Source organism: Amycolatopsis viridis, assembly GCF_011758765.1.
Classification (GTDB): domain Bacteria; phylum Actinomycetota; class Actinomycetes; order Mycobacteriales; family Pseudonocardiaceae; genus Amycolatopsis_E; species Amycolatopsis_E viridis.
This window is the reverse complement of record NZ_JAANOU010000001.1, coordinates 4,177,808-4,198,634: the sequence shown is the minus strand read 5'-3', so window position 1 is coordinate 4,198,634 and position 20,827 is coordinate 4,177,808. Positions and strand designations below refer to the sequence as shown.

Here is a 20,827-nt window from a genome sequence, read left to right as displayed (position 1 = left end):
ACCTCCTACTTCTTGTCCAGGCCGGCAGCGCTGACGGGCGGCTTGCCGGCCTGGGCGAGCACGGTGTTGAGCAGGGTCAGGTCGGCGAACCCGCCGAGTTCCGGCGCCTTGTTCTTCACCCCGGCGGTCACCTGGTCCTGGGACAGCTGCGGGAACTGCGCCGCCAGCGGGTCGGTGGTGAGCTGGATGCCCTGCCAGGCGCGGTCGAGCACCGGTGCGGTGAGGGACTTGCCGGTGAGCTGCTGCAACTGGGTGTTCACCGCGGCCTTCGCCTTCGCCGGATCGGTCCCTGCCAGCGTGTTCGCGTCCAGCAGGCCCTGCAGGATCGCGGTGACGGTGGCGGGGTGCTGCTGCAGGAACTGGGTGCGCACGATCAGCACGGTGGTGGGGAACTGCCCGCCCGGCCACAGGCTCTTCTCGTCGACCAGTACCTTCGCGCCGGCCTCGAGCACCAGGCGGGACGCCCACGGCTCGGGCAGCCACGCGCCCTGGATGGCTCCGGACTTGAACTGGTCCAGCGTCAGCGCGTTGTCGATGTTCTGCACGTTCACGCCGGTCAGTTTCTGGTCGGCGATCCACTTCTTGAGCGAGACGTCCTGCGTGTTGCCCAGCTGCGGCGACGCCACGGTCTTGCCCTGCAGGTCCTGCGGGGTGCCGATCTCCGGTTTCACCACCAGCTGCGCGCCGCCGGAGGTGGCGCCCGCGACGAGCCGCACCGCCTCGCCGCCGGACTGCGCGTAGGCGTTGATCGCCGGGCCGGAGCCGATGAAGCCGATGTCCAGCGAGCCGCCGAGCAGCGCGTTCACCTCTTCCGGGCCGGCGTTGAACTTGGTCGGCACCAGCTTGGTGTTCCCGAGGTGCTGGGCGAACAGGTTCTGGTCCAGCCCGATCAGCGCGGAGGCGTGGGTGACGTTGGGGAAGTACCCCAGCCGGACCTCACCGGCCGGGCCCTGATCGGCCGCGGCCGCGGTCCCCTCCGAACGGTCCGCCCGCGAACATCCGGTGACCACGGCCAACGCGGACAACGCTGCTGCTGCCAGAGCCACGACACGAATGCTGCGTCGCATGGTTTTCACGGGCGGACCTTTCGGTTGGGGGATGGGGAGTTACGGGCCGGGGGAAACCACGTCCCGGTCGCTGCGCAGCACGGGAAGCGGCGCACCGACCATCCCGGCCGCCAGCGTGGTGCCGTCGGCCGGGTCGATCACCAGGAAGGCGCCGGTGCGCCGGCTCACCTCGTACTCGTCGACCGGCAGCGGCTCCGCGAGGCGGACCCTGGCGCGGCCGATCTCGTTGAGCTGCAACGTCTCCGGCGACTCCAGAGTGGACAACTTCTGCTCGTCGAAGCGGGAGGACAACTCCTCCACGAACGCCTGCACCGTGCGCGCACCGTGCTTGACCAGCACGCGCGCGCCCGGGCGCAGCGGCTTCTCCGACAGCCAGGCGAGCGTCGCGTCCAGCTCGTCGGTGGGCACCGGGGCCGAACCCGCCACCGCGATCACGTCACCACGCGCGATGTCCAGGTCGTCGGCCAGCACCAGCGTCACCGACCGGCCGGCGCCGGCCTCGGCCAGCTCACCGTCCGCTGTGTCGATCCGCTGGACCGTCGTGCGCAGGCCCGCCGGCAGCACAACCACCTCGTCCCCGGGCCGCACGGTGCCCGCCGCGACCTGACCGGCGTAGCCGCGGTAGTCCGGGTGCTCCGGCGTGCGCGGCCGGATCACGTACTGCACCGGGAAGCGGAACGGCGCGTCGTGCGGGTCCGGCGCGACCGGCACGGTCTCCAGGTGTTCCAGCAGCGTCGGGCCGGAGTACCACGGGGTCCGCGCCGAGCGCTCGACCACGTTGTCCCCCGCCAGGGCGGACACCGGGATCGTCAGCACCGATCCGTCGGCGTAACCCAGTGACGTCGCGTGGTCGGTGAACTCCTTCGCGATGACCCGGAAGGTCTCCTCGTCGTAGTCGACCAGGTCGATCTTGTTCACCGCCAGTACCAGGCGCGGCACGCCGAGCAACGCGAGCACCGCGGCGTGGCGGCGGGTCTGCTCGATCACGCCCTTGCGCGCGTCGACCAGCAGCACCGCCAGCTGCGCCGTGGAGGCCCCGGTGACCGTGTTGCGGGTGTACTGCACGTGCCCGGGCGTGTCGGCGAGCACGAACGAGCGCTTCGGGGTGGCGAAGTAGCGGTAGGCGACGTCGATCGTGATGCCCTGCTCGCGTTCCGAGCGCAGGCCGTCGACGAGCAGCGAGAGGTCCGGAGTGGACAGACCACGGTCGACGCTGGCGCGGGTGACCGCGTCCAGCTGGTCGGCCAGGACCGACTTGGTGTCGTAGAGCAGACGGCCGACCAGAGTGGACTTGCCGTCGTCCACGCTCCCGGCCGTGGCCAGGCGCAGCAACGAGCTCATCAGAAGTAACCCTCCCGCTTGCGGTCCTCCATGGCAGCCTCCGACAGGCGGTCGTCGGCCCGGGTGGCGCCGCGCTCGGTGAGCCGGCTCGCCAGCACCTCGGCGATCACTTCCTCGACCGTCGACGCTGTGGATTCCACGGCGCCGGTGCAGGAGCCGTCACCGACCGTGCGGTAGCGCACCGTCAGCTCCGTCACCTCCTCGCCATCGCGCGGACCGCCCCACGGCCCTTCGGTCAGCCACATGCCGTCGCGCTTGAAGACCTTGCGCCGGTGCGCGTAGTAGATCGAGGGCAGCTCCACCTGTTCACGCGCGATGTAGTTCCACACATCGGCTTCGGTCCAGTTGGAGAGCGGGAACACCCGCACATGTTCCCCCGGACGGTGCCTGCCGTTGTAGAGGTTCCACAATTCGGGACGCTGGCGGCGCGGGTCCCACTGCCCGAACGCGTTGCGCAGGCTGAAGATCCGTTCCTTGGCCCGCGCCCGCTCCTCGTCGCGGCGCCCGCCGCCGAACACCGCGTCGAACCTGTGCTCCGCGATGGTGTCCAGCAACGGCTGCGTCTGCAACGGGTTCCGGGTGCCGTCGGGCCGTTCCGCCAGGCGCCCGTCGTCGATCCAGTCCTGGACCTTCGCGACGATCAGTCGCAGGCCGTGCTTTTCCACGACGTGGTCGCGGAACGCGATGACCTCGTCGAAGTTGTGCCCGGTGTCGACGTGCAGCAGCGGGAACGGCACCGGCGCCGGCCAGAACGCCTTGATCGCCAGGTGCAGCAACAACGTCGAGTCCTTGCCGCCGGAGAACAGGATCACCGGCCGGTCGAACTCACCCGCCACTTCACGGAAGATGTGGATGGCTTCGGATTCCAGCGCGGCCAGGTTGTCCAGGTCGGGCACCGCCGCCGAGTTCACGTGCGCCGTGGTCGTCAATTCCCTCTCCCTACGCGTGCAGGCCGCACTCGGTCTTGGACTTGCCGGCCCACCGGCCGCTGCGGGGATCGGCCCCCGGGGCCACCTTCGCCGTGCACGGTGCGCACCCGATCGACAGGTATCCCTCGCCCACCAGCGGGTTCTGCAGGATGCCGTGCTCGGCGATGTAGGCGTTGAACTCTTCGTCGGTCCAGGGCGCGATCGGGTTCACCTTGACCAGGCCGTTGCGCTCGTCCCAGGTCACGATCGGGGTGTTCGCCCGGGTCGGCGCGTCCACCCGGCGCACCCCGGTGACCCACGCCGAGTAGTTCGCCAGGGTCTTCCGCAGCGGCACCACCTTGCGCAGGTGGCAGCACAGGTTCGGGTCGCGCTCGTGCAGCCTCGGGCCGTGCTCGGCGTCCTGCTGCGCCACGGTCTGCTCGGCGGCGGCGTTGACGATCCGCACGTCCGGGTAGACGGTCGCCACCGCGTCCCGGGTGCCGATCGTCTCGGCGAAGTGGTAGCCGGTCTCCAGGAACAGGATGTCCACATCGGACTTCACCTGGGTGGCGAGGTCGATGAGCACCGCGTCCTGCATGTTGGAGGCGACGATGAAGTCGTCGCCGAAGGTGTCCGCGGTCCAGCGCAGGGCCTCCAGCGCGGTCGCGTCGGCCAGCTCGGCGGACGCCTTCTCCGCCAGTGCCTTCAGTTCCTCGGTCCTCGTCGCGGTGGTCACTTGCTCGCTCCTTCCGGAAAGCGCAGCCCGATGAACTTGACGGTGAAGACGCGGCGGCACGCGCCGCACAGCCACGCCCCGCCCTCGTCGGGGCGGAGGTCCTCGTCGCCGCAGTAGGGGCAGTGGAACGGCGTCGCCCGTTCGGACGGTGCCGTCATCGCAGATCGGCCTCGTCGGCACGGGCCACCCACTGCGGGAAGCGCTCGCCCTCGTCGCGCTGGCTCAGGTAGTTGCGCACGACCCGCTCGACGTAGTCGATCAGCTCGTCGCCGGTCACCTTGTGGCCGCGCAGCTTCCGGCCGAACCCGGCGTCCAGCCCGAGCCCGCCGCCCAGGTGCACCTGGAAGCCCTCGACCTGGTTGCCGTCGTCGTCGGTCACGATCTGGCCCTTGAGGCCGATGTCCGCGGTCTGGATCCGCGCGCACGAGTTCGGGCAGCCGTTGATGTGCACGCTGACCGGGTTGTCCACCTGGTCCTGGATGCCGGCCAGGCGCTCCTCGAGCGCGGCCACCAGCTCCTTGGCGCGGACCTTGGTCTCCACGATCGCGAGCTTGCAGAACTCGATGCCGGTGCAGGCCATCACGCCGCGCCGCCACGGGCTCGCGTCGGTCGGCAGGCCCAGCTCGGCGAGCTCGGACCGCAGGCCCGCGACGTCCTCGGCGGCGACGTCGAGGACGAGCAGTTTCTGCAGCGGCGTCAGCCGCACCCGGTTCGACCCGGCGCGCTCGGCCGCCTTCGCGACGTTGATCAGGGTCGAGCCGGACACCCGGCCGGCGATGGGGGCGGCGCCGACGTAGAACTTGCCGTCCTTCTGCTTGTGCACGCCGACGTGGTCGCGTTGCACGGCGGGCACCTCGGGCGCCGGGCCGTCGATCATCTTCCGCTTGAGGTACTCGGATTCGAGAACCTCGCGGAACTTCTCCGCACCCCAGTCCTTGACCAGGAACTTCAACCGGGCGCGGGACCGCAGGCGGCGGTAGCCGTAGTCGCGGAAGATGCCGATGACGCCTTCCCACACCTCGGGCACCTCGTCGAGCGGTACCCACGCGCCGAGCCGCTGGCCGATCATCGGGTTGGTGGACAGGCCGCCGCCGACCCACACGTCGAAGCCGGGGCCGTGCTCGGGGTGGTGCACGCCGACGAACGCGACGTCGTGGATCTCGTGGGCCACGTCGGGCTGGCCGGACACCGCGGTCTTGAACTTGCGCGGCAGGTTCGCGTATTCGGGTTTGCCCAGGTAGCGGCGCTTGATCTCGTCCAGTGCCGGGGTGCCGTCGATGATCTCGTCCTCGGCGATCCCGGCCACCGGGGAGCCGAGCATGACGCGCGGGCTGTCGCCGCAGGCGGTCATCGTGGTGAGGCCGACGCCCTCGAGCTTCTCCCAGATCGTGGGCATGTCCTCGATCCGGATCCAGTGGTACTGGATGTTCTGCCGGTCGGTGATGTCGGCCGTGTCCCGGGCGTAGGTCTGCGAGATCTCGCCGATCACCGCGAGCTGCTCGGTGGTCAGGGCACCGCCGTCGATGCGGACGCGGAGCATGAAGTACTCGTCGTCCAGCTCCTCCGGCTCCAGCGTCGCGGTGCGGCCACCGTCGATCCCGGGCTTGCGCTGGGTGTAGAGGCCGTACCAGCGGAAGCGGCCACGCAGGTCGCCCGGGTCGATCGAGCCGAAGCCGCCGTTGGCGTAGATGTTTTCGATCCGCGATCGAACGTTGAGCGGATGGTCGTCCTTCTTGGAGCGCTCGTTCGGGTTCAGCGGTTCGCGGTAGCCGAGGGCCCACTGGCCCTCACCACGCCGCTGCCGGGCTCGCGGGGTCCGGGCGGCGGCCGGGTTGTCGCGCGTCGGCGAAGCCATGTTCGAGTCCTTCCGGGGCTCTCGCGAAGGCGCCGTGCGCACGGAAAAGCCCTGGTCGAACCCGTGGTGGGGAGTCGCAGTCCGCGGCGTGACGGCGCCCGCTCGTCCTAGCTGGGGTGGCGGGTGGCGGCGTCAGTTCGTCTCGCGGCACAGGGCGCTCGCGACACGCCGGAAGTCGACGTGGCGACGCACCACGAGGAGCACTCCGGCATAAGTCACCGCCTCAGCGTGCCACGCTGCTCAGGATGTGGTCCAGCCCGCACCGCATGCTGGGATACGCGTCACGCTGAAAAAATCTCCGCCAAGCCGGGCAGCGCACTGGATCAGGGACACTGGACGACGTGAGTGAGACTTCCGCGCCGGTGGCGTTCACGCTGCCGGAGCACGCGCTGGCCGGCCTGGGGACGCGGCCCTTCGGCGTGTACGTGCACGTGCCCTTCTGCGCGACCCGCTGCGGGTACTGCGACTTCAACACCTACACCGCGGGCGAGCTGGGCACGAGCGCCTCGCCCGGGTCGTGGCTGGAGGGACTGCGCCGCGAGCTGGCCCTGGGTGCGCGGGCACTGGGCAGTGCCCCGGCCGCCGAGACGGTGTTCGTCGGCGGCGGCACCCCATCGCTGCTGGGCGCGCACGGGCTGGTGGCCGTGCTCGACGCGGTGCGGGACGCGTTCGGCCTGGCACCGGGCGCCGAGGTGACGACCGAGTCGAACCCGGAGTCGACCTCGCCGGAGTTCTTCGCGGCGATCCGCGCGGCCGGGTACACCCGCGTCTCGCTGGGCATGCAGTCGGCCGCGCCGCACGTGCTGCGGGTCCTCGACCGCACGCACACGCCCGGCCGGGCGGTCGCCGCGGCGAAGGAGGCCGGGGCGGCCGGGTTTGAGCACGTGAACCTCGACCTGATCTACGGGACGCCGGGGGAGCGGCCTTCGGACCTGCGTGCCTCGCTCGACGCGGTGCTCGAGGCCGGGGTCGACCACGTGTCGGCGTACTCGCTGATCGTGGAGGACGGCACCGCGCTGGCCCGGCGGGTCCGGCGGGGCGAGCTGCCCGCGCCGGACGAGGACGTGCTCGCGGCGGACTACGAGCTGATCGACTCCGTGCTGTCCGGAGCCGGGCTGACCTGGTACGAGGTGTCGAACTGGGCGGCGTCGGAGGCTGCCGCCTGCCGGCACAACCTGGGCTACTGGCGGGGCGGCGACTGGTGGGGCGCGGGGCCGGGCGCGCACAGCCACGTCGGCGGCGTGCGCTGGTGGAACGTGAAGCACCCGGCGCGGTACGCGTCCGTGCTGGCGAACGGTGAGGCGCCCGAGGCCGACCGTGAGGTGCTGACCGCCGGGGAACGGGCGTTCGAGCGGATCATGCTGGAGCTGCGGCTCGCCGAGGGGTTGCCGGTGTCGGCGCTGGACGCGCCCGGGGTGCGCGAGGCCGAGGCGGCCGTGGCAGAAGGTCTGCTGGACGCCGCCGCGTTCGCGGAGAACGGACGGTGTGTGCTGACCTTCCGCGGGCGCCTGCTGGCCGACGGCCTGGTGCGCCGGCTGGCGGCCTGATCATTTCGCTGGCGCGGCCGGTGCGGTCCTGCTACTTTGCCGGACGAACCTGGTGATTTCGGGAGGTCGAGGAATATGGCTGTCAACGGCCGTCTTTCGCCTGCCCGTTTTCTCTCACCAGGAGTTTCTCTTGTCTTTCCGTACTGATCGTCTTCTGCTGCGTCCGTGGACCGAGGCGGAGGCTGCCACCGTCCGTGCCGGTGAGCGCCACCAGGACTGGGCGACCGATTTCCCCGCCGAGGGCGACGTCGTGATCGCCGGGTTGCTCGCCGAGCGACCGGACTGGCTCGCCGAACTCGGGCACCACCTGGTGGTCGAGCGGGCCACCGGTGAAGTGGTCGGCTCGATCGGCCTGTTCTGGCCGCCCGAGGACGGGGTCGTGGAGATCGGCTACGGCATCGTGCCGAGCCGCCGCGGCCGCCGCTACGCCGCCGAGGCCACCGTCGCCCTGACCCGGTTCGCGCTCAGCTCGCCGCAAGTGCGCAGCGTGTCCGCGCAGGTCGAGCGGAGCAACCCGGCGTCGGTGCGGGTGCTCGAAGCGGCCGGCTTCACGTGCGTCGCCGACGACGGCGATGTGCTGCGTTTCAGCAGTCCCGCGTAACCGAGCCCGTTGTGGACCGCCCGGCCGGGCCGGATGGAGTGATCTAGGTCTCATCTCGACCGGAATGTGCGGCCGGCTGCAACCAGCGGCCGGGGTGTCGGCATCTGCTGAGCGTGCACTTCGACGACTTCGCCCGCGAGCAGCTGCCGGGGCTGGTGCGGTTCGCGGCGGTCCTGACCGGCGACCGGGAGCTGGCCCAGGACCTGGTACAGGAGGCGCTGGTGCGGGCCCACAGCCGGTGGACCCGGGTCGCCGGGGCCGATCGCCCGGACCTGTACCTGCGGAAGATGGTCGTCAACGGGCACCTGTCGTGGCGGCGCCGCTGGTACCAGCGGGCCGTGCGGCCGGTGGCGGACCCAACCTGGTTTCGGGAACCGCACACCGCCGACCCGGCCGGGCGGATCGCCGACGGTGCGCAGTTGAAGGAGCTGCTGGCCGGACTGAGCCGTGCCCAGCAGGCCGCCATCGTGCTGCGGTTCTACGAGGACCGGGACGATCACGAGATCGCCTCGGTCCTCGGCTGCGCGGTGGGCACCGTGCGCAGTCACATCTCCCGCGGCCTGTCCGTGCTGCGGGTTCGCCTCGGCGCCGAGATGGAGGTGGCCTGATCATGTCCGAACCCCAGAGACTGCGGGAAGCGCTGCGGACGCGGGAAGCGCTCGCGCCCGACCCCGACGCGATGCTGGCCGGGGCACGCGGCCGGATCCGGCGGCGCCGCGCACGGCGGCGCGTCGCCGGTGTGGTGGCCGCGGTGGCGGTGGTGATCGCCGGCGTCGGGACCGGGATGACCGTGCTGCGTCCCGGCGGTCAGCCGGAGTCGATCGAGGCCGCGGCCGGGGCGGCCGACGTGCCGATCCCGGCGCCGGCGCTGCCGTTCACCGTCGGCGACGTGCCACCGGGGTTCACGTTGGCCAATTGGTCTGTTTTTGGTACCTGGGCGACCGCGTATTACGAGTGGCGCGCTGGACCGCGGCTGGAGCAGCTGTCCGTCACGGTGATGACCACGGAACCGGGCACTCAGGAGGCACCGCCCCTGCCGCCCAGCCGTCTGCCGGTGGGGGATGATGGCTCGGGTGAGGTGCTGCGGGCGCCCGAGTCCGGCCGCGTGATCCGCGTGTCGAGCACGAGGGCGGTACTGCCCGAGGAGAGGCAGGCGATAGCCGACTCCGTCCGGCTGGTGCCGTCGCCCGTGCCGTCGCCGCTGCGTGCCCTCCGCGCACCAGCGGGGCTGACCGTCCGGAACCGGTCCGGAAGCATTCGCATGGACTCACTGACGTTGTGCCCGGCGGAGGTTCCCGATCAGTCGTCGACCCGGGACGGCCGGTGCTACTTCGTGATGGCAGCTGAAACGGTGGGCACTCCGGCGACGACGTTCACGTCGCTGCCTGCAGTGCCGGTCAAATCGGCGCGCCGCCAGCTGGACCAGGACACGGAGCTCACCGTGCAGACGGAAAGCGGCAGCCAGGCGGTGGTGGACGCGATCGCCGCCTCCGCCGCCGCGCGTTAGCGGGCGCCCGGGTTTCCCTCGTCCGGATTAGGGTAGCCTAACTACCCAGATCCCCAAGACGAGTGAGGAGCGCGGTATGGCAGGCAAGTCCCGGCCGGCGGTCCGGCTGCAGGTGCTGCGCACCCAGTGGCTGACACCGCACATGATCCGCATCGTCGCCGGGGGGCCGGGACTGGCCGGCTTCCAGCCCAACGAGTTCGCCGACGCGTACGTCAAGGTGCTGTTCCCGCGGCCGGGCGTGGCGTACCCGGAACCGTTCGACCTCGAGGCCGTCCGCGCCGAAATGCCGCGCGAGCAGTGGCCGGTGATGCGGACCTACACCGTGCGTTACTTCGACCCCGGTGCCGGTGAGCTGGCGCTCGACTTCGTGCACCACGGCGACCAGGGGCTGGGCGGACCGTGGGCCGCGGCCGCGCGGCCCGGCGACGAGTTGCTGCTGACCGGTCCGGGCGGGGCATACGCGCCGGGCGACGAGGCGGACTGGCACCTGCTGGTCGGCGACGAGAGCGCCCTGCCGGCGATCGCGGTCGCGCTGGAGATGATGCCGGCCGGCGTTCCGGTCCGGGTGTTCGTCGAGGTGGCCGATGCGGCCGAGGAGCAGCCGCTGGCCACCAAGGGTGACGCGCAGATCCGGTGGCTGCACCGCTGCGCCGGTGACGACCTGGTGGCCGCGGTGCGCGCCCTGGACTTTCCCGCGGGCACGGTGCAGGCGTTCGTCCACGGCGAGGCCGGGTTCGTACGGGAGCTGCGCCGGTACCTGCTCAACGAGCGCGGGGTGCGCAAGGACCTGCTGTCGATCTCGGGCTACTGGCGCCGCGGCCGGACCGACGAGGAGTGGCGTGCGGAGAAGGCGGCGGAACGGGCGGCCGAGGACGCCGCGGGGCCCCGCCTGCGGTCCGAGGCGTAGGGGTGGCCCGGCACCGGGTGCGGTCCCCCCGGACGGTCGGCGGCTAACAGGTCACAACGCCGTCGAAGCGGCCCGGGTAGGACCAGTAGTAGAGCCTGCCGGTGTTCGGCTCGTAGCTGTCGCACGGCTTGTCGGTCGCGAATGCGAGGACGACCTTGAGCCGCAACCGGTACGGGCAATAGTTGGTAACCCACACGTAGTCATCGAGGCGGCCGTCCGTCAGGTCGACGTCCACGCAGTTCGGGGCCGCTCCCGACGGCATCGCCGACGCGGGGTCGGCGTGCGCGGTGGTGGCGCCGGCCGCGACGGCCGCCGCGACCGAAGCCATGGCGAAGAAGGTCCTGACGGTTCTGCCCATGAGCACTCCACGCCTTTCGTCGTATTCCGACGATTTCGCCGGTGTGTCTCATCCCTACCGCATTGCCGGGGTGGCGGCGGCTCGCCCGGAGGACAGTTCCTTCGATCGTGCAATCCCGCGCCACATCGCGGTGCGCCCGCGCTGACCGGCCGATCACACCGGGTGGTTGCGCGGGCCGTCCCGGGCATCGGCTATTGTCTTGTCCGGCGGGTTCCGGCCCGCACGCGGACGTAGCGCAGCTGGTAGCGCATCACCTTGCCAAGGTGAGGGTCGCGGGTTCGAATCCCGTCGTCCGCTCCACGCGCGATTAGCTCAGCGGGAGAGCGCTACCTTGACACGGTAGAGGTCACTGGTTCAATCCCAGTATCGCGCACCAGAATCACGCATGGGGCGGAAGGAAAATCGGTCCCGGGGCAGCCGCCGGCACCACCCCGAAGTGACCGGGACCGCCACGGCGAGCAGTCACGGTGCTCCGCCGCCGGCCGTCCCGATCGACAGGTGAGCCGGAGACGGCGGTTGTGGCCGGGCCGCGGACGGCAGCACCGAGCAAGCCACGGAGCTGCGCACACCCCTGCCCGGCAGTCGGGTCCTGGACCGCCCGGTGCACCGGGAATTCTGTCGCAAGTGGATGAACGGGCCGCGGTCGGACGAGACGGTGCAATCGTGTCCCGGCGTCAGGATGTCCGACCGTCACCCGTTGGGGATCGGGACGCCACCGTCAACGACGATCCGACCGGACCAGCGCTCGCCACGCGGTGGCGGCGGCGCGCTCGGCCGGCTGCACCTCCGGGCCGAGTAGCCAGTGCCTCAGCAGGCCGATGAACGCGCCTGCGGAGCAGTCGGCCTGCATCTGTACCTCGGGGTTGTCCGGCGTGCGGGTCCCGGTTTCAGTCAGCTGCTGCACCGCCGCCTCGGCGACGAGGCGGTGCAGCCGGTCGATGAAGCGGGCGGAGCCGCAGGGGCCGAGCATTCGCTGGTACAGCACGAGGTTCGCCTCCACGTGCTGGAAGACGCCGACCATCGCCTGCGGCATCTCGTCCGGCATCGTCGTGAGCGGGCAGCGCGCGACGACGGCGGTCAGGGCGGTCAATTCCCCTTCCATCGCCTCGAGAAACAGCTCGTCGCGGTCCCGGTAGTGCTGGTACACCGTTGCCCGGTTGATGGTCGCCCGTTCCGCGACGTGCGCGATGGTGATCTTGTCCAGGTCGCGCTCTGCCGCGAGTTCGAGCGCGGCCGTCTGCAACAGCACCCGGGTCCGCGCCACCCGTGGGTCCACCCGGTCCGCCTTGTTCACGTTCTGGATTCTACGTCGGTTAGGCGACACGTGTCGCAAAAACCCGGTCGGGTCCTGCTGTCTCGCGGGTCCGGCACCTTCCGCTCCTCCACGAGTAAACGACAAGTGTTGCTCAAACGACGGATGTCGTGTAATCATACTGCTGTCGCGTTGTCGGACGAAGGGACCACGAGCCGTGAGGGCAGAGCAGGACGAGCGGATGACGCCGGAGCTGTGGTGGCTGGGCGCGATCATGGCGTTCGGCGGGTTCGCCAGCCTGCTCGACGCGACCATCATCAATGTCGCGATCGGCCCGCTGGCGACGGTGTTCGACGCCGGCATCGCGACCGTGCAGTGGACCGTGACCGGCTACCTGCTGGCGATCACGGCGACGCTCCCGCTCAGCGCCTGGGCCACGGCGCGGTTCGGCGCGAAGCAGACCATCCTGTTCTCCCAGGTAGCTTTCCTGATCGGGTCCCTGCTGTGCGGGCTGGCGTGGTCGGTGTCCAGCCTGATCGTGTTCCGGGTGATCCAGGGCATCGGTGGCGGGCTCGCCGTGCCGGTCGGGCAGGCGCTGCTCGCCCAGGCAGCCGGGCCGAAACGGCTCGGCAAGCTGATGTCGGTGGTCACCATGCCGGCCCTGTTCGCCCCGCTCATCGGCCCGTCACTGGGCGGGGTCCTGGTCGATCACCTGAGCTGGCGCTGGATCTTCTTCATCAACATCCCGTTCTGCGTGGTGACGATCCTGCTGGTGGTGGTCAAGGTCCAGAACATCGTCGCGCCGTCCGCGACCGCCGAGCTCGACCTGCTCGGCCTGGTGCTGCTGATCCCCGGCCTGAGCGCGTTGATCTACGGTCTGACCGAGGTGGGCTCCGGGACCGGTGTCCGCGGCGTGGCCGTGACCACCCTGGCGATCGGCGTCCTGCTGTTGGCGGCTTTCGTGTTGCGTGCGATGCGCAACAGGGACGGCTCGTTGCTGGACCTGCGGTTGTTCGGGGTGCCCGCGTTCCGGGCCGGCACGGTGGCCAACTTTCTGCTGAGCATGGCGATGTACGGCGTGCTGATCCCGTTGCCGCTGTACTTCCAGCTCGTCCGGGGGACGAGCGTGCTGGAGTCGGCGTTGGCGCTGCTGCCGCAGAGCATCGGATACCTCGTGGCGATCACGCTGCTGAACCGGCTCACCGCGGTGCTGGGCACCCGCAACCTGACCCTCCTCGGCGGGCTGCTGGTGATCGCCGGCAGTGTTCCGTTCGCGCTGATCACCGCCGAACCGAACCAGGTCCTGATCAGCGCGGCCCTGGTCGTGCGCGGGATGGGACTCGGTGCCGCGATGATGCCGACCATGACGGTCGCGTTCGCGAGCGTGGGCAAGGAAAGGGCGCCGGGCGCTACCGGCGCGTTCAACGTGTTCCAGCGGATCGGGGCGTCGCTCGGCACCGCCGTGCTCGCCATCGTCCTGCAGAACCAGGTCTCCGGCCGGCTGCCCGCGGGCACCCCGAACCTCGGCGAGGTCGCACCGGGCGGCGATGTCGCGCACAGCATGGCCACGGCGTTCGGTGCACCCTTCTGGTGGGCGATCGCGTTCACCGTGCTGGCGCTGGTACTGGCCTTCCTGCTGCCCGGTCGCCGACCACCGGCTCGGGCCGTGCCGGCGGACAAGGAGCCGGCGCTGCAGCCGGAATGACCTCCGTGAGGTCTCATCGGGCCGGGCGCTGACCACCGACGCCAATGCCCAGGCGGTCGTGGACTGACCGGGCGCCGCGGCCGCGGCGCCCGGTCAGCGGGTGAGCTCGCCGATGATGTCCGCGCCGTAGGCGTGCAGGGTCCGTTCCCGCTGGTCGTGCATCAGGTACACGGCGAACTGGTCGACCCCCAGCGCGGCCAGTTCCTGCAACCGGGCGACGTGCGCCCCGGCCGGCCCGGTCAGGCAGAACCGGTCGACGATCTCGTCCGGGACGAACTCCGTCGACGGGTTGCCCGCCTTGCCGTGGTGCGCGTAGTCGTAGCCCTGCCGCTCGCGGATGTAGTCGGTCAGCTCGTGCGGCACCGGTCCGGACTCGCCGTAGCGCGCCACCAGGTCGGCGACGTGGTTGCCGACCATCCCGCCGAACCACCGCAGCTGGTCGCGCTGGTGCGGCAGGTCGTCGCCGACGTAGGCGGGTGCGGCGACGCAGATCGTGATGCCCGCGGGGTCCCGCCCGGCCGCCCGCGCCGCCTCCCGCACCGACCCGATGGTCCACTCGGCGATCGCCGGGTCGGCACACTGCAGGATGAACCCGTCGGCGTGCTCACCGGCCAGCTGCAGTGCCTTCGGCCCGTAGCCCGCCATCCACATCTCCAGCCGCCCGCCCCGCACCCACGGGATGCGCACCGGTGCGTCGCCGAGCACGACCTCCCGGCCCTCGGCCAGTTCCTTGACCACGTGCATCGCGTGGCGCACGGTGGCCAAAGTGGACGGACGTTTGCCGATCACCCGGTGCGCCGAGTCGCCGCGCCCGATCCCGCACACCGTGCGGTTGCCGAACATGTCGTTGAGCGTGGCGAACAGCGACGCGAGCACCGACCAGTCCCGCGTGCCGGGACTGGTGACCATCGGCCCGACCGTCATCGCCGAGGTGGCGGCCAGGATCTGCGAGTAGATGACGAACGGCTCCTGCCACAGCACGACCGAGTCGAAGGTCCAGCCGTAGCCGAAGCCGCAGTCCTCCGCGGCCTTCATCAGCCGGACCACCTCCCGCGCGGGCGGGTCGGTCTGCAGCACCACACCGAAGTCCATCACGCGCTCCCTAGTTCAGGTACTGGCACAGATCGCGCGACAGGAACTTCCCGTGCCCGGCGCTGCCGCTGAACCCGGACGGCGACACGACCACCCTGCCGCGCGAGAGCACCGTCTCCACCTTGCCGGTGATTTCGAACCCCTCGTACGCCGAGTAGTCCACGTTCATGTGGTGCGTCCGCGCCGAGAGGGTCTGCTTCGCCGCCGGGTCGTAGACCACGATGTCGGCGTCCGAACCCGGGGCGATCACACCCTTGCGGGGGTACAGCCCGAACATGCGCGCCGGCGTCGTGGCGCACGCCTCGACCCAGCGGCCGAGCGAGATCTCGCCCGCCACCACGCCCTGGTGCAACAGGTCCATCCGGTGCTCGACACCCGGCATGCCGTTGGGAATCTTGCTGAAGTCCCCGCGCCCGAGCTCCTTCTGGTCCTTGAAGCAGAACGGGCAGTGGTCGGTCGACACCACCGACAGATCGTTGGTGCGCAGCCCGCGCCACAGGTCGCCCTGGTGCCACTTCTCCCGCAACGGCGGGGACGCGACGTACTTCGCGCCCTCGAAGCCCGGCTTCGCCAGGTCCTCGATGGACAGGTACAGGTACTGCGGGCACGTCTCGGCGAACACGTTCTGCCCGCTGTCGCGCGCCTGGGCGACCGCCGCCAGCGCCTGCGACGCCGACAGGTGCACGATGTACAGCGGCGCACCGGTTACCTGCGCGAGCCGGATCGCCCGCGAGGTCGCCTCGCCCTCCAGCTCCGGCGGCCGGGTCAGCCCGTGCTGCACCGGATCGCCCTTGCCCGCGGCCAGCGCCTGCGCCACCAGCTGGTCGATCGCGATGCCGTTCTCCGCGTGCATCATGATCGTGGCGCCGGTCTGCCTCGCCTGCTGCATCGCGCGCAGGATCTCGCCGTCGGTGGAGTAGAACACGCCGGGATAGGCCATGAACATCTTGAAGCTGGACACCCCGGCGTCGATGCAGGCCTGCATCTCCTTCAGGGTCGTGTCGTTGACGTCGGACAGGATCATGTGGAACCCGTAGTCCACGGCGCAGTTGCCGTCGGCCTTCTCGTGCCACTTGTCCAGCGTCGGTTGCAGCGTCGACCCCTTGGGCTGCACCGCGAAATCGATGATCGTGGTGGTGCCGCCCCACGCCGCGGCGACCGTCCCGGTCTCGAACGTGTCGTTGGAGAACGTGCCGCCGAACGGCATCTCCATGTGCGTGTGGGCGTCGATCCCGCCGGGCAGCACGTACTTCCCGGTCGCGTCGATCACCTCGTCGGCGGTGCCGAACAGCCCGGGCGCGGCGACCGCGGCGATCGTCTCGCCCTCGACGAGCACGTCCGCGCGGCTCGCCCCGGTGGTGGACAGCACGGTGCCGCCCTGGATCAGCGTGCGCATCGATCCCCCTTACGGTGCCACGATCGGGTCGTAGGAGTCCGGCCGGCGGTCGCGGTAGAACTGCCAGAGGTCGCGCACCGCGCTCAGCTTGTCCATGTCCAGGTCGCGCACGACGACCTCGTCCTTGTCGTCCGCGGCCGCGTCCCCGACCAGTTCGCCCCGCGGGTCGGCGAAGTAGCTCTGGCCGTAGAAGTCGTTGTCGCCCAACGGCTCCACCCCGACGCGGTTGATCGCGCCGACGTAGTACTCGTTCGCCACGGCCGCCGCCGGCTGCTCCAGCCGCCACAGGTACTGCGACAGGCCACGGCTGGTCGCCGACGGGTTGAACACGATCTTCGCCCCGGCCAGGCCGAGCGCGCGCCAGCCCTCCGGGAAGTGCCGGTCGTAGCAGATGTAGACACCGATGCGGCCCACCGCGGTGTCGAACACCGGGTAGCCGGTGTTGCCGGGCCGGAAGTAGAACTTCTCCCAGAACCCCTTGACCTGCGGGATGTGGTTCTTCCGGTACTTGCCCAGGTACCGGCCGTCGGCGTCGATCACCGCGGCGGTGTTGTAGTAGACACCGGCCTGCTCCTCCTCGTACATCGGCGCGACGATCACGATGCCGTGCCGCTCGGCGACCTCCTGCAGCAGCTTCGTCGTCGGGCCGTCCGGGATGCCCTCGGTGTAGGAGTAGTAGTCGGCGTCCTGCACCTGGCAGAAGTACGGGCCGTAGAACAGCTCCTGCAGGCACACCACCTGCGCGCCCTGCGAGGCCGCCGACGCGATCGCCTCGACGGCGGCCGCGGTCATCGAGTCCTTGTCACCCGTCCACCGCTGCTGTACCAACGCGGCTCGGACCAGATTGCTCACGGATTTCCTCCTTCGGTTGACGCTGCGCCCACGACAGCGCGGTGTAGACGACGAAAGCACCGGCCAGGCCGGCCACCCAGCTGTAGTCGTAGAGGGGCTTGAGCACGGGGATCAGCCCGTCGGCGGGGAACGGGCCCTGCGAACCCGGTGCGGTGTAGGCACCGCCGACCGCCAGCAGCCCGCCGGCGACGCTGGCCACCAGCGCCCGCCAGTTCCAGCCCGCGCGGAACCAGTACCGCCCGCGTTCGGTGTAGAGCGCGGCCAGGTCCAGCCTGGTGCGCTTGATCGCCCAGTAGCCCGCCGCCAGCACCCCGGCGACCGCGCCGAGGATGCCGCCGTAGAAGCCGAGCCAGGCGAAGATGTAGATGCTCGGGTCGGAGTACAGCTTCCACGGCATGATCACCACGCCGATCACGCCGGTGAGCAGCCCGCCGATGGCGAAGGTGATGCGCTTGGGGAAGGCGTTGGAGAAGTCGTAGGACGGGCTCACCACGTTCGCCGCCAGGTTCGCCGAAATGGTCGCGAGCACCAGTGCGACCAGCGCCACCACGACCAGCGCCGGGCTGGAGAACCGGTCGGCGAGCCTCGCCGGGTCCCAGATCGCCTCGCCGTAGAGCACCTGCCCGCCCGAGGTGGTCAGGATCGCCACGATCGCGATGAACGTCATCGTCGTCGGCAGGCCGAGCAGCTGGCCGCGGGCCTGTTTGCGCTGGCTGCCGCCGAACCGGGTGAAGTCCGGCATGTTCAGCGACAGCGTCGACCAGAACGCGATCATCGCCATCAGCGATGGCGCGAAGATCTTCCAGAACCCGCTGCCCCAGCCCAGTTTCGCCGGCTCGGCGAGGATCGGGCCCAGCCCGCCCGCCTTGATCAGCACGTAGGCGAGCAGGATCAGGAACCCGGCCGACACCAGCGGCGCGGTCCAGTTCTCGAACCGCCGCACCGCCTCCATCCCGCGCCAGATGATCAGCATCTGGACCACCCAGAACACGCCGAACGACAGCCACAGCGTCCACGGCTGGCCGCCCACCTCGGCAGCGTGCCGCCAGCCGCCGCCGGCCAGCTTGCCCACCAGGATGTAGATCGCCTCGCCGCCGACCCAGGTCTGGATGCCGAACCACCCACATGCGATGAACGCCCGCAGCAGTGCCGCCAGGTTGGCGCCCCGGATGCCGTAGAACGCCCGGGCGAACACCGGGAACGGGATTCCGTACTTGGTGCCGGCGTGGCTGTTGAGCAGCATCGGTACCAGCACGATCAGGTTGCCCAGGGTGATCGTGATCAGCGCCTGGATCCAGTTCATCCCCAGCGCGATCAACGACGCGGCCAGCGCGTAGCTGGGAATGTTGTGCGCCATTCCCATCCACAGGGCGAAATAGTTGTAGGTGCTCCAGGTGCGCTTTTCCACCGGCACCGGAGCCAGTTCGTCGTTGAAGAACCGGCTGCCCCGGATCGGCGCGGTGTCGCGGAGATCCACCCGGCCGTCGGGCCGCGTGATCTGCGAGGTGGGTTCCATTGCGGAATCGTGCGCGCCCCGGGTGCGGCAGAGGCACTGTCAGAGTGTTCACCGTTGCCCGCGTCGAAACGCAGTGTGTCGATTGCGCCCGGCGCGGGCCGGTGCATCAGGGACCCGGGCAATCCGCCGGTGACCGCGGGTCAATATCGTGGAAACACGGTATCAGAATTGGAAGACCCCACCGGATCGGGCGCCCGCCGCGCACTTGTTGTCGTAGGTGCGGGCGTAGAGCACCGGCTTGCCGCGCCAGTGGCCGGCGGCACGGGCGGAAACCGGGCTGTAGATCATCGGGCACACGGTCCCCGCGTCCGGGATGCGGTCGAAGTCGCCGTCCACAGTGGTCAGGGCGGCGCACGCCCTGGCCCGGTCCGGGTGGTCCCCGCCGTCCGGGTGGCACTCGAGGTGGACGGTACTGACCCGGCCCGCGGCGTCGGTGAGGGAAAGCACCAAGCCGGCGGCGGGCGGGTGCGCCGGCGGCGCGGCCAGTGCCAGGACCGACACCGCCACCGGGACCAGAGCGGACAGGGGCATACCGGGGATATCGGCCGGGCGGCACCGGAGCTGTGCTACCGGTCCGGGTGATCCTCGGCGAGATCGTGGGCCAGCAGCGCGACGTAGAGCGACAGCATCGATTCAGGATCCTCCAGGGGCACCCCGAGGACTCCTTCGATGCGGGCCAGCTGCTGGTAGTAGGCGGTGCGCGAGGTGTGCGCCGCCGCGGCGGCCGCCGATTTGTTGCCCCCGTGCTCGCAGTAGTGCCGCAGGGCCTGGAGCAGGCGGGTGCCCGACGCCGCGTCGCGGGACAACAACGGGCCCAGTTCGCGCTCGGCGAAGGCCCGGATCCGTTCGTCGTCGGCGAGCAGGTGCAGCAGCCCGCGCAGGCGCACGTCCCGCAGGTGGTGCACCTCCCGGTCCGCGCCCGACCGCAGCGCCGCCGCGGCGACGTGTGCGGCCTCGACCAGGCTGCGGCGTGCCTCGGCCGCGCTCTCCACGACCGTGCCGGCCGCCAGCACGACCGGCACCGACGTGGGCCGCGCCCGCAGCTCGGCGGACAAGCGGTGCAGCACGGCGTCCACGTTCGCCTGCCGCGACAGCGACAGCAGCGCCCGCACGCTCACGTCGTCGACGACCGCCACCAGCGCGGACACCTTGGCCCGGCGGGTGGCCAGGGAGACGGTGTCCGCCAGGTCGCGCAGCACGACCGGCGTGGAGGCGGCCTGCCGCGGCGACGCGGTCATCCGCGGCCGCACGGCGACGCCGATCAGCCGCCCGGACAACGCCCCGCCCAGGGCGGCGGCCCTGGCCAGCAGTTCCCGCGACGGCGCGGGTGAGGTCAGCAGCTCGGCGAGCACCGCGCGGTGGGCCTGCCGCTCCAGGCTGTCGGCCTCCCGGGCCACCAGGCGGTGCACCGCCAGCGCCGACGCGGCCCGCTCGGCGACCACGACGTGCCGGTCCGGCGGCGGCTCGTCGCACACGATCACCAGGCGCCCCCAGTCGTGCCCGCGCGCCCCGACCACCGTGACCAGCCAGCCGGCCTCGGCGTGGTAGCCGGTGCGCTCGCCGAGGTGCACGGTGCGGGAGCGGGCCGGCCAGCCGGTGAGCAGTTCGGCCGGGTCGGTGCCGGCGGCGTCGTAGGCGAGCACCTCGTGCGCCAGGGTCTCCAGCACGACCGGCTGCTCGGTCATGCGCGCGACCTCGCGCAGCACCTCCGCCGGTTCCGCACCGGCGACGGTGAGCCGGGTGAACACCTGGTGCACGTGCTCGGCCGCCCGGAGCTCGGCGACCTGGGCGTCCACGATCAGGCCGTTCACCGCCTCGGTGACCGCGACGTAGCGCGTCTCCCGGGACAGGGTGATCAGCGGCAGTTCGTGCCGCGCCGCGGCGTCCACCAGCGCCTGCGGCAGCACGTCGTTCCAGTGCCGGACCAGCTCCACCACCAGCCCGGCGATCCCGGCCGCGGCGAGCCCGTCCACGTACTTCGACAGCTGCTCGGCGTCGTCCGGTAGTGCGATCCCGGTGGTCAGGACCAGTTCGCCGCCCTTGAGCAGGTGCCCGATGTCGGCGAGCTCGGCGACGTGCACCCACCGCACCCGGGCATCCAGCCCGCTCCCGCCGGCGACCACCTTCGGCCGGCCGTGCCGCAGCACCGGCAGGGCCAGGACGTCCGCGACCGTCGGGTACAAGCGC

The 20,827-nt window shown here is 70.9% G+C and carries 21 protein-coding genes and 2 tRNA genes; 8 read left to right on the top strand and 15 right to left on the bottom strand.

Going from position 1 to position 20,827, the window contains the following annotated elements; all coding sequences use genetic code 11:
- Positions 1 to 5: 5 nt before the first annotated feature.
- The 7 genes from FHX46_RS20710 to FHX46_RS29160 all read right to left on the bottom strand — a co-directional run bounded on the left by FHX46_RS20710 (position 6) and on the right by FHX46_RS29160 (position 6,111).
- Positions 6 to 1,067, bottom strand: coding sequence for an ABC transporter substrate-binding protein (locus FHX46_RS20710; RefSeq protein WP_208400223.1), 1,062 nt, complete (start codon positions 1,065 to 1,067; stop codon positions 6 to 8).
- A gap of 39 nt (positions 1,068 to 1,106) precedes the next feature.
- Positions 1,107 to 2,408, bottom strand: a complete 1,302-nt coding sequence (locus FHX46_RS20705; protein ID WP_167117614.1) for a sulfate adenylyltransferase subunit 1 — start codon at positions 2,406 to 2,408, stop codon at positions 1,107 to 1,109.
- On the bottom strand, positions 2,408 to 3,337 hold the full coding sequence (gene cysD, locus FHX46_RS20700) for a sulfate adenylyltransferase subunit CysD (RefSeq protein ID WP_208400222.1): 930 nt from the start codon (positions 3,335 to 3,337) through the stop codon (positions 2,408 to 2,410). The genes FHX46_RS20705 and cysD overlap by 1 nt, the downstream gene beginning before the upstream one ends.
- A gap of 10 nt (positions 3,338 to 3,347) precedes the next feature.
- Positions 3,348 to 4,052 (bottom strand): phosphoadenylyl-sulfate reductase, encoded by a 705-nt coding sequence (locus FHX46_RS20695; protein WP_167117611.1) that lies wholly within the window; start codon positions 4,050 to 4,052, stop codon positions 3,348 to 3,350.
- Positions 4,049 to 4,210 carry an Insertion element protein gene (locus FHX46_RS20690; protein WP_167117608.1) on the bottom strand — a complete coding sequence of 54 codons (162 nt, stop codon included), beginning with the start codon at positions 4,208 to 4,210 and terminating at the stop codon, positions 4,049 to 4,051. Before FHX46_RS20690 ends, FHX46_RS20695 begins: the two co-directional genes overlap by 4 nt.
- Positions 4,207 to 5,907, bottom strand: a complete 1,701-nt coding sequence (locus FHX46_RS20685; RefSeq protein ID WP_167117605.1) for a nitrite/sulfite reductase — start codon at positions 5,905 to 5,907, stop codon at positions 4,207 to 4,209. Before FHX46_RS20685 ends, FHX46_RS20690 begins: the two co-directional genes overlap by 4 nt.
- A gap of 132 nt (positions 5,908 to 6,039) precedes the next feature.
- Complete coding sequence (locus tag FHX46_RS29160; RefSeq protein WP_354708697.1) at positions 6,040 to 6,111, bottom strand: putative leader peptide; 72 nt, start codon at positions 6,109 to 6,111, stop codon at positions 6,040 to 6,042.
- Between the two features lie 158 nt (positions 6,112 to 6,269).
- Between FHX46_RS29160 and hemW the strand changes: the two genes are divergently transcribed.
- The 5 genes from hemW to FHX46_RS20660 all read left to right on the top strand — a co-directional run bounded on the left by hemW (position 6,270) and on the right by FHX46_RS20660 (position 10,469).
- Positions 6,270 to 7,454, top strand: a complete 1,185-nt coding sequence (gene hemW / locus FHX46_RS20680) for a radical SAM family heme chaperone HemW (RefSeq protein ID WP_167121594.1) — start codon at positions 6,270 to 6,272, stop codon at positions 7,452 to 7,454.
- A gap of 130 nt (positions 7,455 to 7,584) precedes the next feature.
- On the top strand, positions 7,585 to 8,055 hold the full coding sequence (locus FHX46_RS20675) for a GNAT family N-acetyltransferase (RefSeq protein WP_243871319.1): 471 nt from the start codon (positions 7,585 to 7,587) through the stop codon (positions 8,053 to 8,055).
- Between the two features lie 113 nt (positions 8,056 to 8,168).
- On the top strand, positions 8,169 to 8,663 hold the full coding sequence (locus FHX46_RS20670; protein ID WP_167117602.1) for a SigE family RNA polymerase sigma factor: 495 nt from the start codon (positions 8,169 to 8,171) through the stop codon (positions 8,661 to 8,663).
- Positions 8,664 to 8,665: 2 nt separating this feature from the next.
- Positions 8,666 to 9,562 carry a hypothetical protein gene (locus tag FHX46_RS20665; RefSeq protein ID WP_167109612.1) on the top strand — a complete coding sequence of 299 codons (897 nt, stop codon included), beginning with the start codon at positions 8,666 to 8,668 and terminating at the stop codon, positions 9,560 to 9,562.
- Between the two features lie 76 nt (positions 9,563 to 9,638).
- The gene (locus FHX46_RS20660) at positions 9,639 to 10,469 is read left to right on the top strand and encodes a siderophore-interacting protein (RefSeq protein WP_167117599.1); all 831 of its coding nucleotides are present in this window, start codon (positions 9,639 to 9,641) and stop codon (positions 10,467 to 10,469) included.
- A gap of 43 nt (positions 10,470 to 10,512) precedes the next feature.
- On the opposite strand, the gene FHX46_RS20655 is transcribed toward FHX46_RS20660, so the two are convergent.
- On the bottom strand, positions 10,513 to 10,827 hold the full coding sequence (locus tag FHX46_RS20655; RefSeq protein ID WP_167117596.1) for a hypothetical protein: 315 nt from the start codon (positions 10,825 to 10,827) through the stop codon (positions 10,513 to 10,515).
- A 224-nt stretch (positions 10,828 to 11,051) separates the two neighbouring features.
- Here FHX46_RS20655 and FHX46_RS20650 point away from each other — a divergent pair.
- Both FHX46_RS20650 and FHX46_RS20645 read left to right on the top strand, forming a co-directional pair.
- Positions 11,052 to 11,127, top strand: a tRNA-Gly gene (locus tag FHX46_RS20650).
- Between the two features lies 1 nt (position 11,128).
- Positions 11,129 to 11,203, top strand: a tRNA-Val gene (locus tag FHX46_RS20645).
- Positions 11,204 to 11,545: 342 nt separating this feature from the next.
- Here the strand turns inward: FHX46_RS20645 and FHX46_RS20640 are convergent.
- Positions 11,546 to 12,121, bottom strand: a complete 576-nt coding sequence (locus FHX46_RS20640; RefSeq protein ID WP_313886206.1) for a TetR/AcrR family transcriptional regulator — start codon at positions 12,119 to 12,121, stop codon at positions 11,546 to 11,548.
- Positions 12,122 to 12,296: 175 nt separating this feature from the next.
- On the opposite strand from FHX46_RS20640, the gene FHX46_RS20635 reads away from it, so the two are divergent.
- A complete protein-coding gene (locus FHX46_RS20635) occupies positions 12,297 to 13,784 on the top strand; it encodes an MDR family MFS transporter (protein ID WP_313886205.1) in 1,488 nt (495 codons plus the stop codon).
- A gap of 93 nt (positions 13,785 to 13,877) precedes the next feature.
- On the opposite strand, the gene FHX46_RS20630 is transcribed toward FHX46_RS20635, so the two are convergent.
- The 6 genes from FHX46_RS20630 to FHX46_RS20605 all read right to left on the bottom strand — a co-directional run bounded on the left by FHX46_RS20630 (position 13,878) and on the right by FHX46_RS20605 (position 20,823).
- Complete coding sequence (locus FHX46_RS20630) at positions 13,878 to 14,876, bottom strand: TIGR03842 family LLM class F420-dependent oxidoreductase (protein ID WP_167117590.1); 999 nt, start codon at positions 14,874 to 14,876, stop codon at positions 13,878 to 13,880.
- A 10-nt stretch (positions 14,877 to 14,886) separates the two neighbouring features.
- Positions 14,887 to 16,272 carry a dihydropyrimidinase gene (hydA, locus tag FHX46_RS20625; protein ID WP_167117588.1) on the bottom strand — a complete coding sequence of 462 codons (1,386 nt, stop codon included), beginning with the start codon at positions 16,270 to 16,272 and terminating at the stop codon, positions 14,887 to 14,889.
- 9 nt (positions 16,273 to 16,281) lie between these two features.
- Positions 16,282 to 17,124: a nitrilase-related carbon-nitrogen hydrolase gene (locus FHX46_RS20620; protein WP_167117585.1), complete on the bottom strand. Its 843-nt coding sequence runs from the start codon at positions 17,122 to 17,124 to the stop codon at positions 16,282 to 16,284.
- Positions 17,075 to 18,640, bottom strand: a complete 1,566-nt coding sequence (locus FHX46_RS20615; RefSeq protein WP_167117582.1) for an NCS1 family nucleobase:cation symporter-1 — start codon at positions 18,638 to 18,640, stop codon at positions 17,075 to 17,077. Before FHX46_RS20615 ends, FHX46_RS20620 begins: the two co-directional genes overlap by 50 nt.
- A 162-nt stretch (positions 18,641 to 18,802) precedes the next feature.
- Entirely contained in the window at positions 18,803 to 19,171 is a 369-nt protein-coding gene (locus FHX46_RS20610; RefSeq protein WP_167117579.1) for an SSI family serine proteinase inhibitor, read from the bottom strand.
- Between the two features lie 35 nt (positions 19,172 to 19,206).
- Positions 19,207 to 20,823, bottom strand: a complete 1,617-nt coding sequence (locus FHX46_RS20605) for a PucR family transcriptional regulator (RefSeq protein WP_167117576.1) — start codon at positions 20,821 to 20,823, stop codon at positions 19,207 to 19,209.
- Positions 20,824 to 20,827 lie beyond the last annotated feature (4 nt).

Coding starts and splice junctions, on each gene's coding strand:
- FHX46_RS20710 (WP_208400223.1), bottom strand. CDS start 1,067: ATGCGACGCAGCATTCGTGTCGTGGCTCTGGCAGCAGCAGCGTTGTCC.
- FHX46_RS20705 (WP_167117614.1), bottom strand. CDS start 2,408: ATGAGCTCGTTGCTGCGCCTGGCCACGGCCGGGAGCGTGGACGACGGC.
- FHX46_RS20690 (WP_167117608.1), bottom strand. CDS start 4,210: ATGACGGCACCGTCCGAACGGGCGACGCCGTTCCACTGCCCCTACTGC.
- FHX46_RS20685 (WP_167117605.1), bottom strand. CDS start 5,907: ATGGCTTCGCCGACGCGCGACAACCCGGCCGCCGCCCGGACCCCGCGA.
- FHX46_RS20665 (WP_167109612.1), top strand. CDS start 8,666: ATGTCCGAACCCCAGAGACTGCGGGAAGCGCTGCGGACGCGGGAAGCG.
- FHX46_RS20660 (WP_167117599.1), top strand. CDS start 9,639: ATGGCAGGCAAGTCCCGGCCGGCGGTCCGGCTGCAGGTGCTGCGCACC.
- FHX46_RS20655 (WP_167117596.1), bottom strand. CDS start 10,827: ATGGGCAGAACCGTCAGGACCTTCTTCGCCATGGCTTCGGTCGCGGCG.
- FHX46_RS20630 (WP_167117590.1), bottom strand. CDS start 14,876: ATGGACTTCGGTGTGGTGCTGCAGACCGACCCGCCCGCGCGGGAGGTG.
- hydA (WP_167117588.1), bottom strand. CDS start 16,272: ATGCGCACGCTGATCCAGGGCGGCACCGTGCTGTCCACCACCGGGGCG.
- FHX46_RS20615 (WP_167117582.1), bottom strand. CDS start 18,640: ATGGAACCCACCTCGCAGATCACGCGGCCCGACGGCCGGGTGGATCTC.
- FHX46_RS20610 (WP_167117579.1), bottom strand. CDS start 19,171: ATGCCCCTGTCCGCTCTGGTCCCGGTGGCGGTGTCGGTCCTGGCACTG.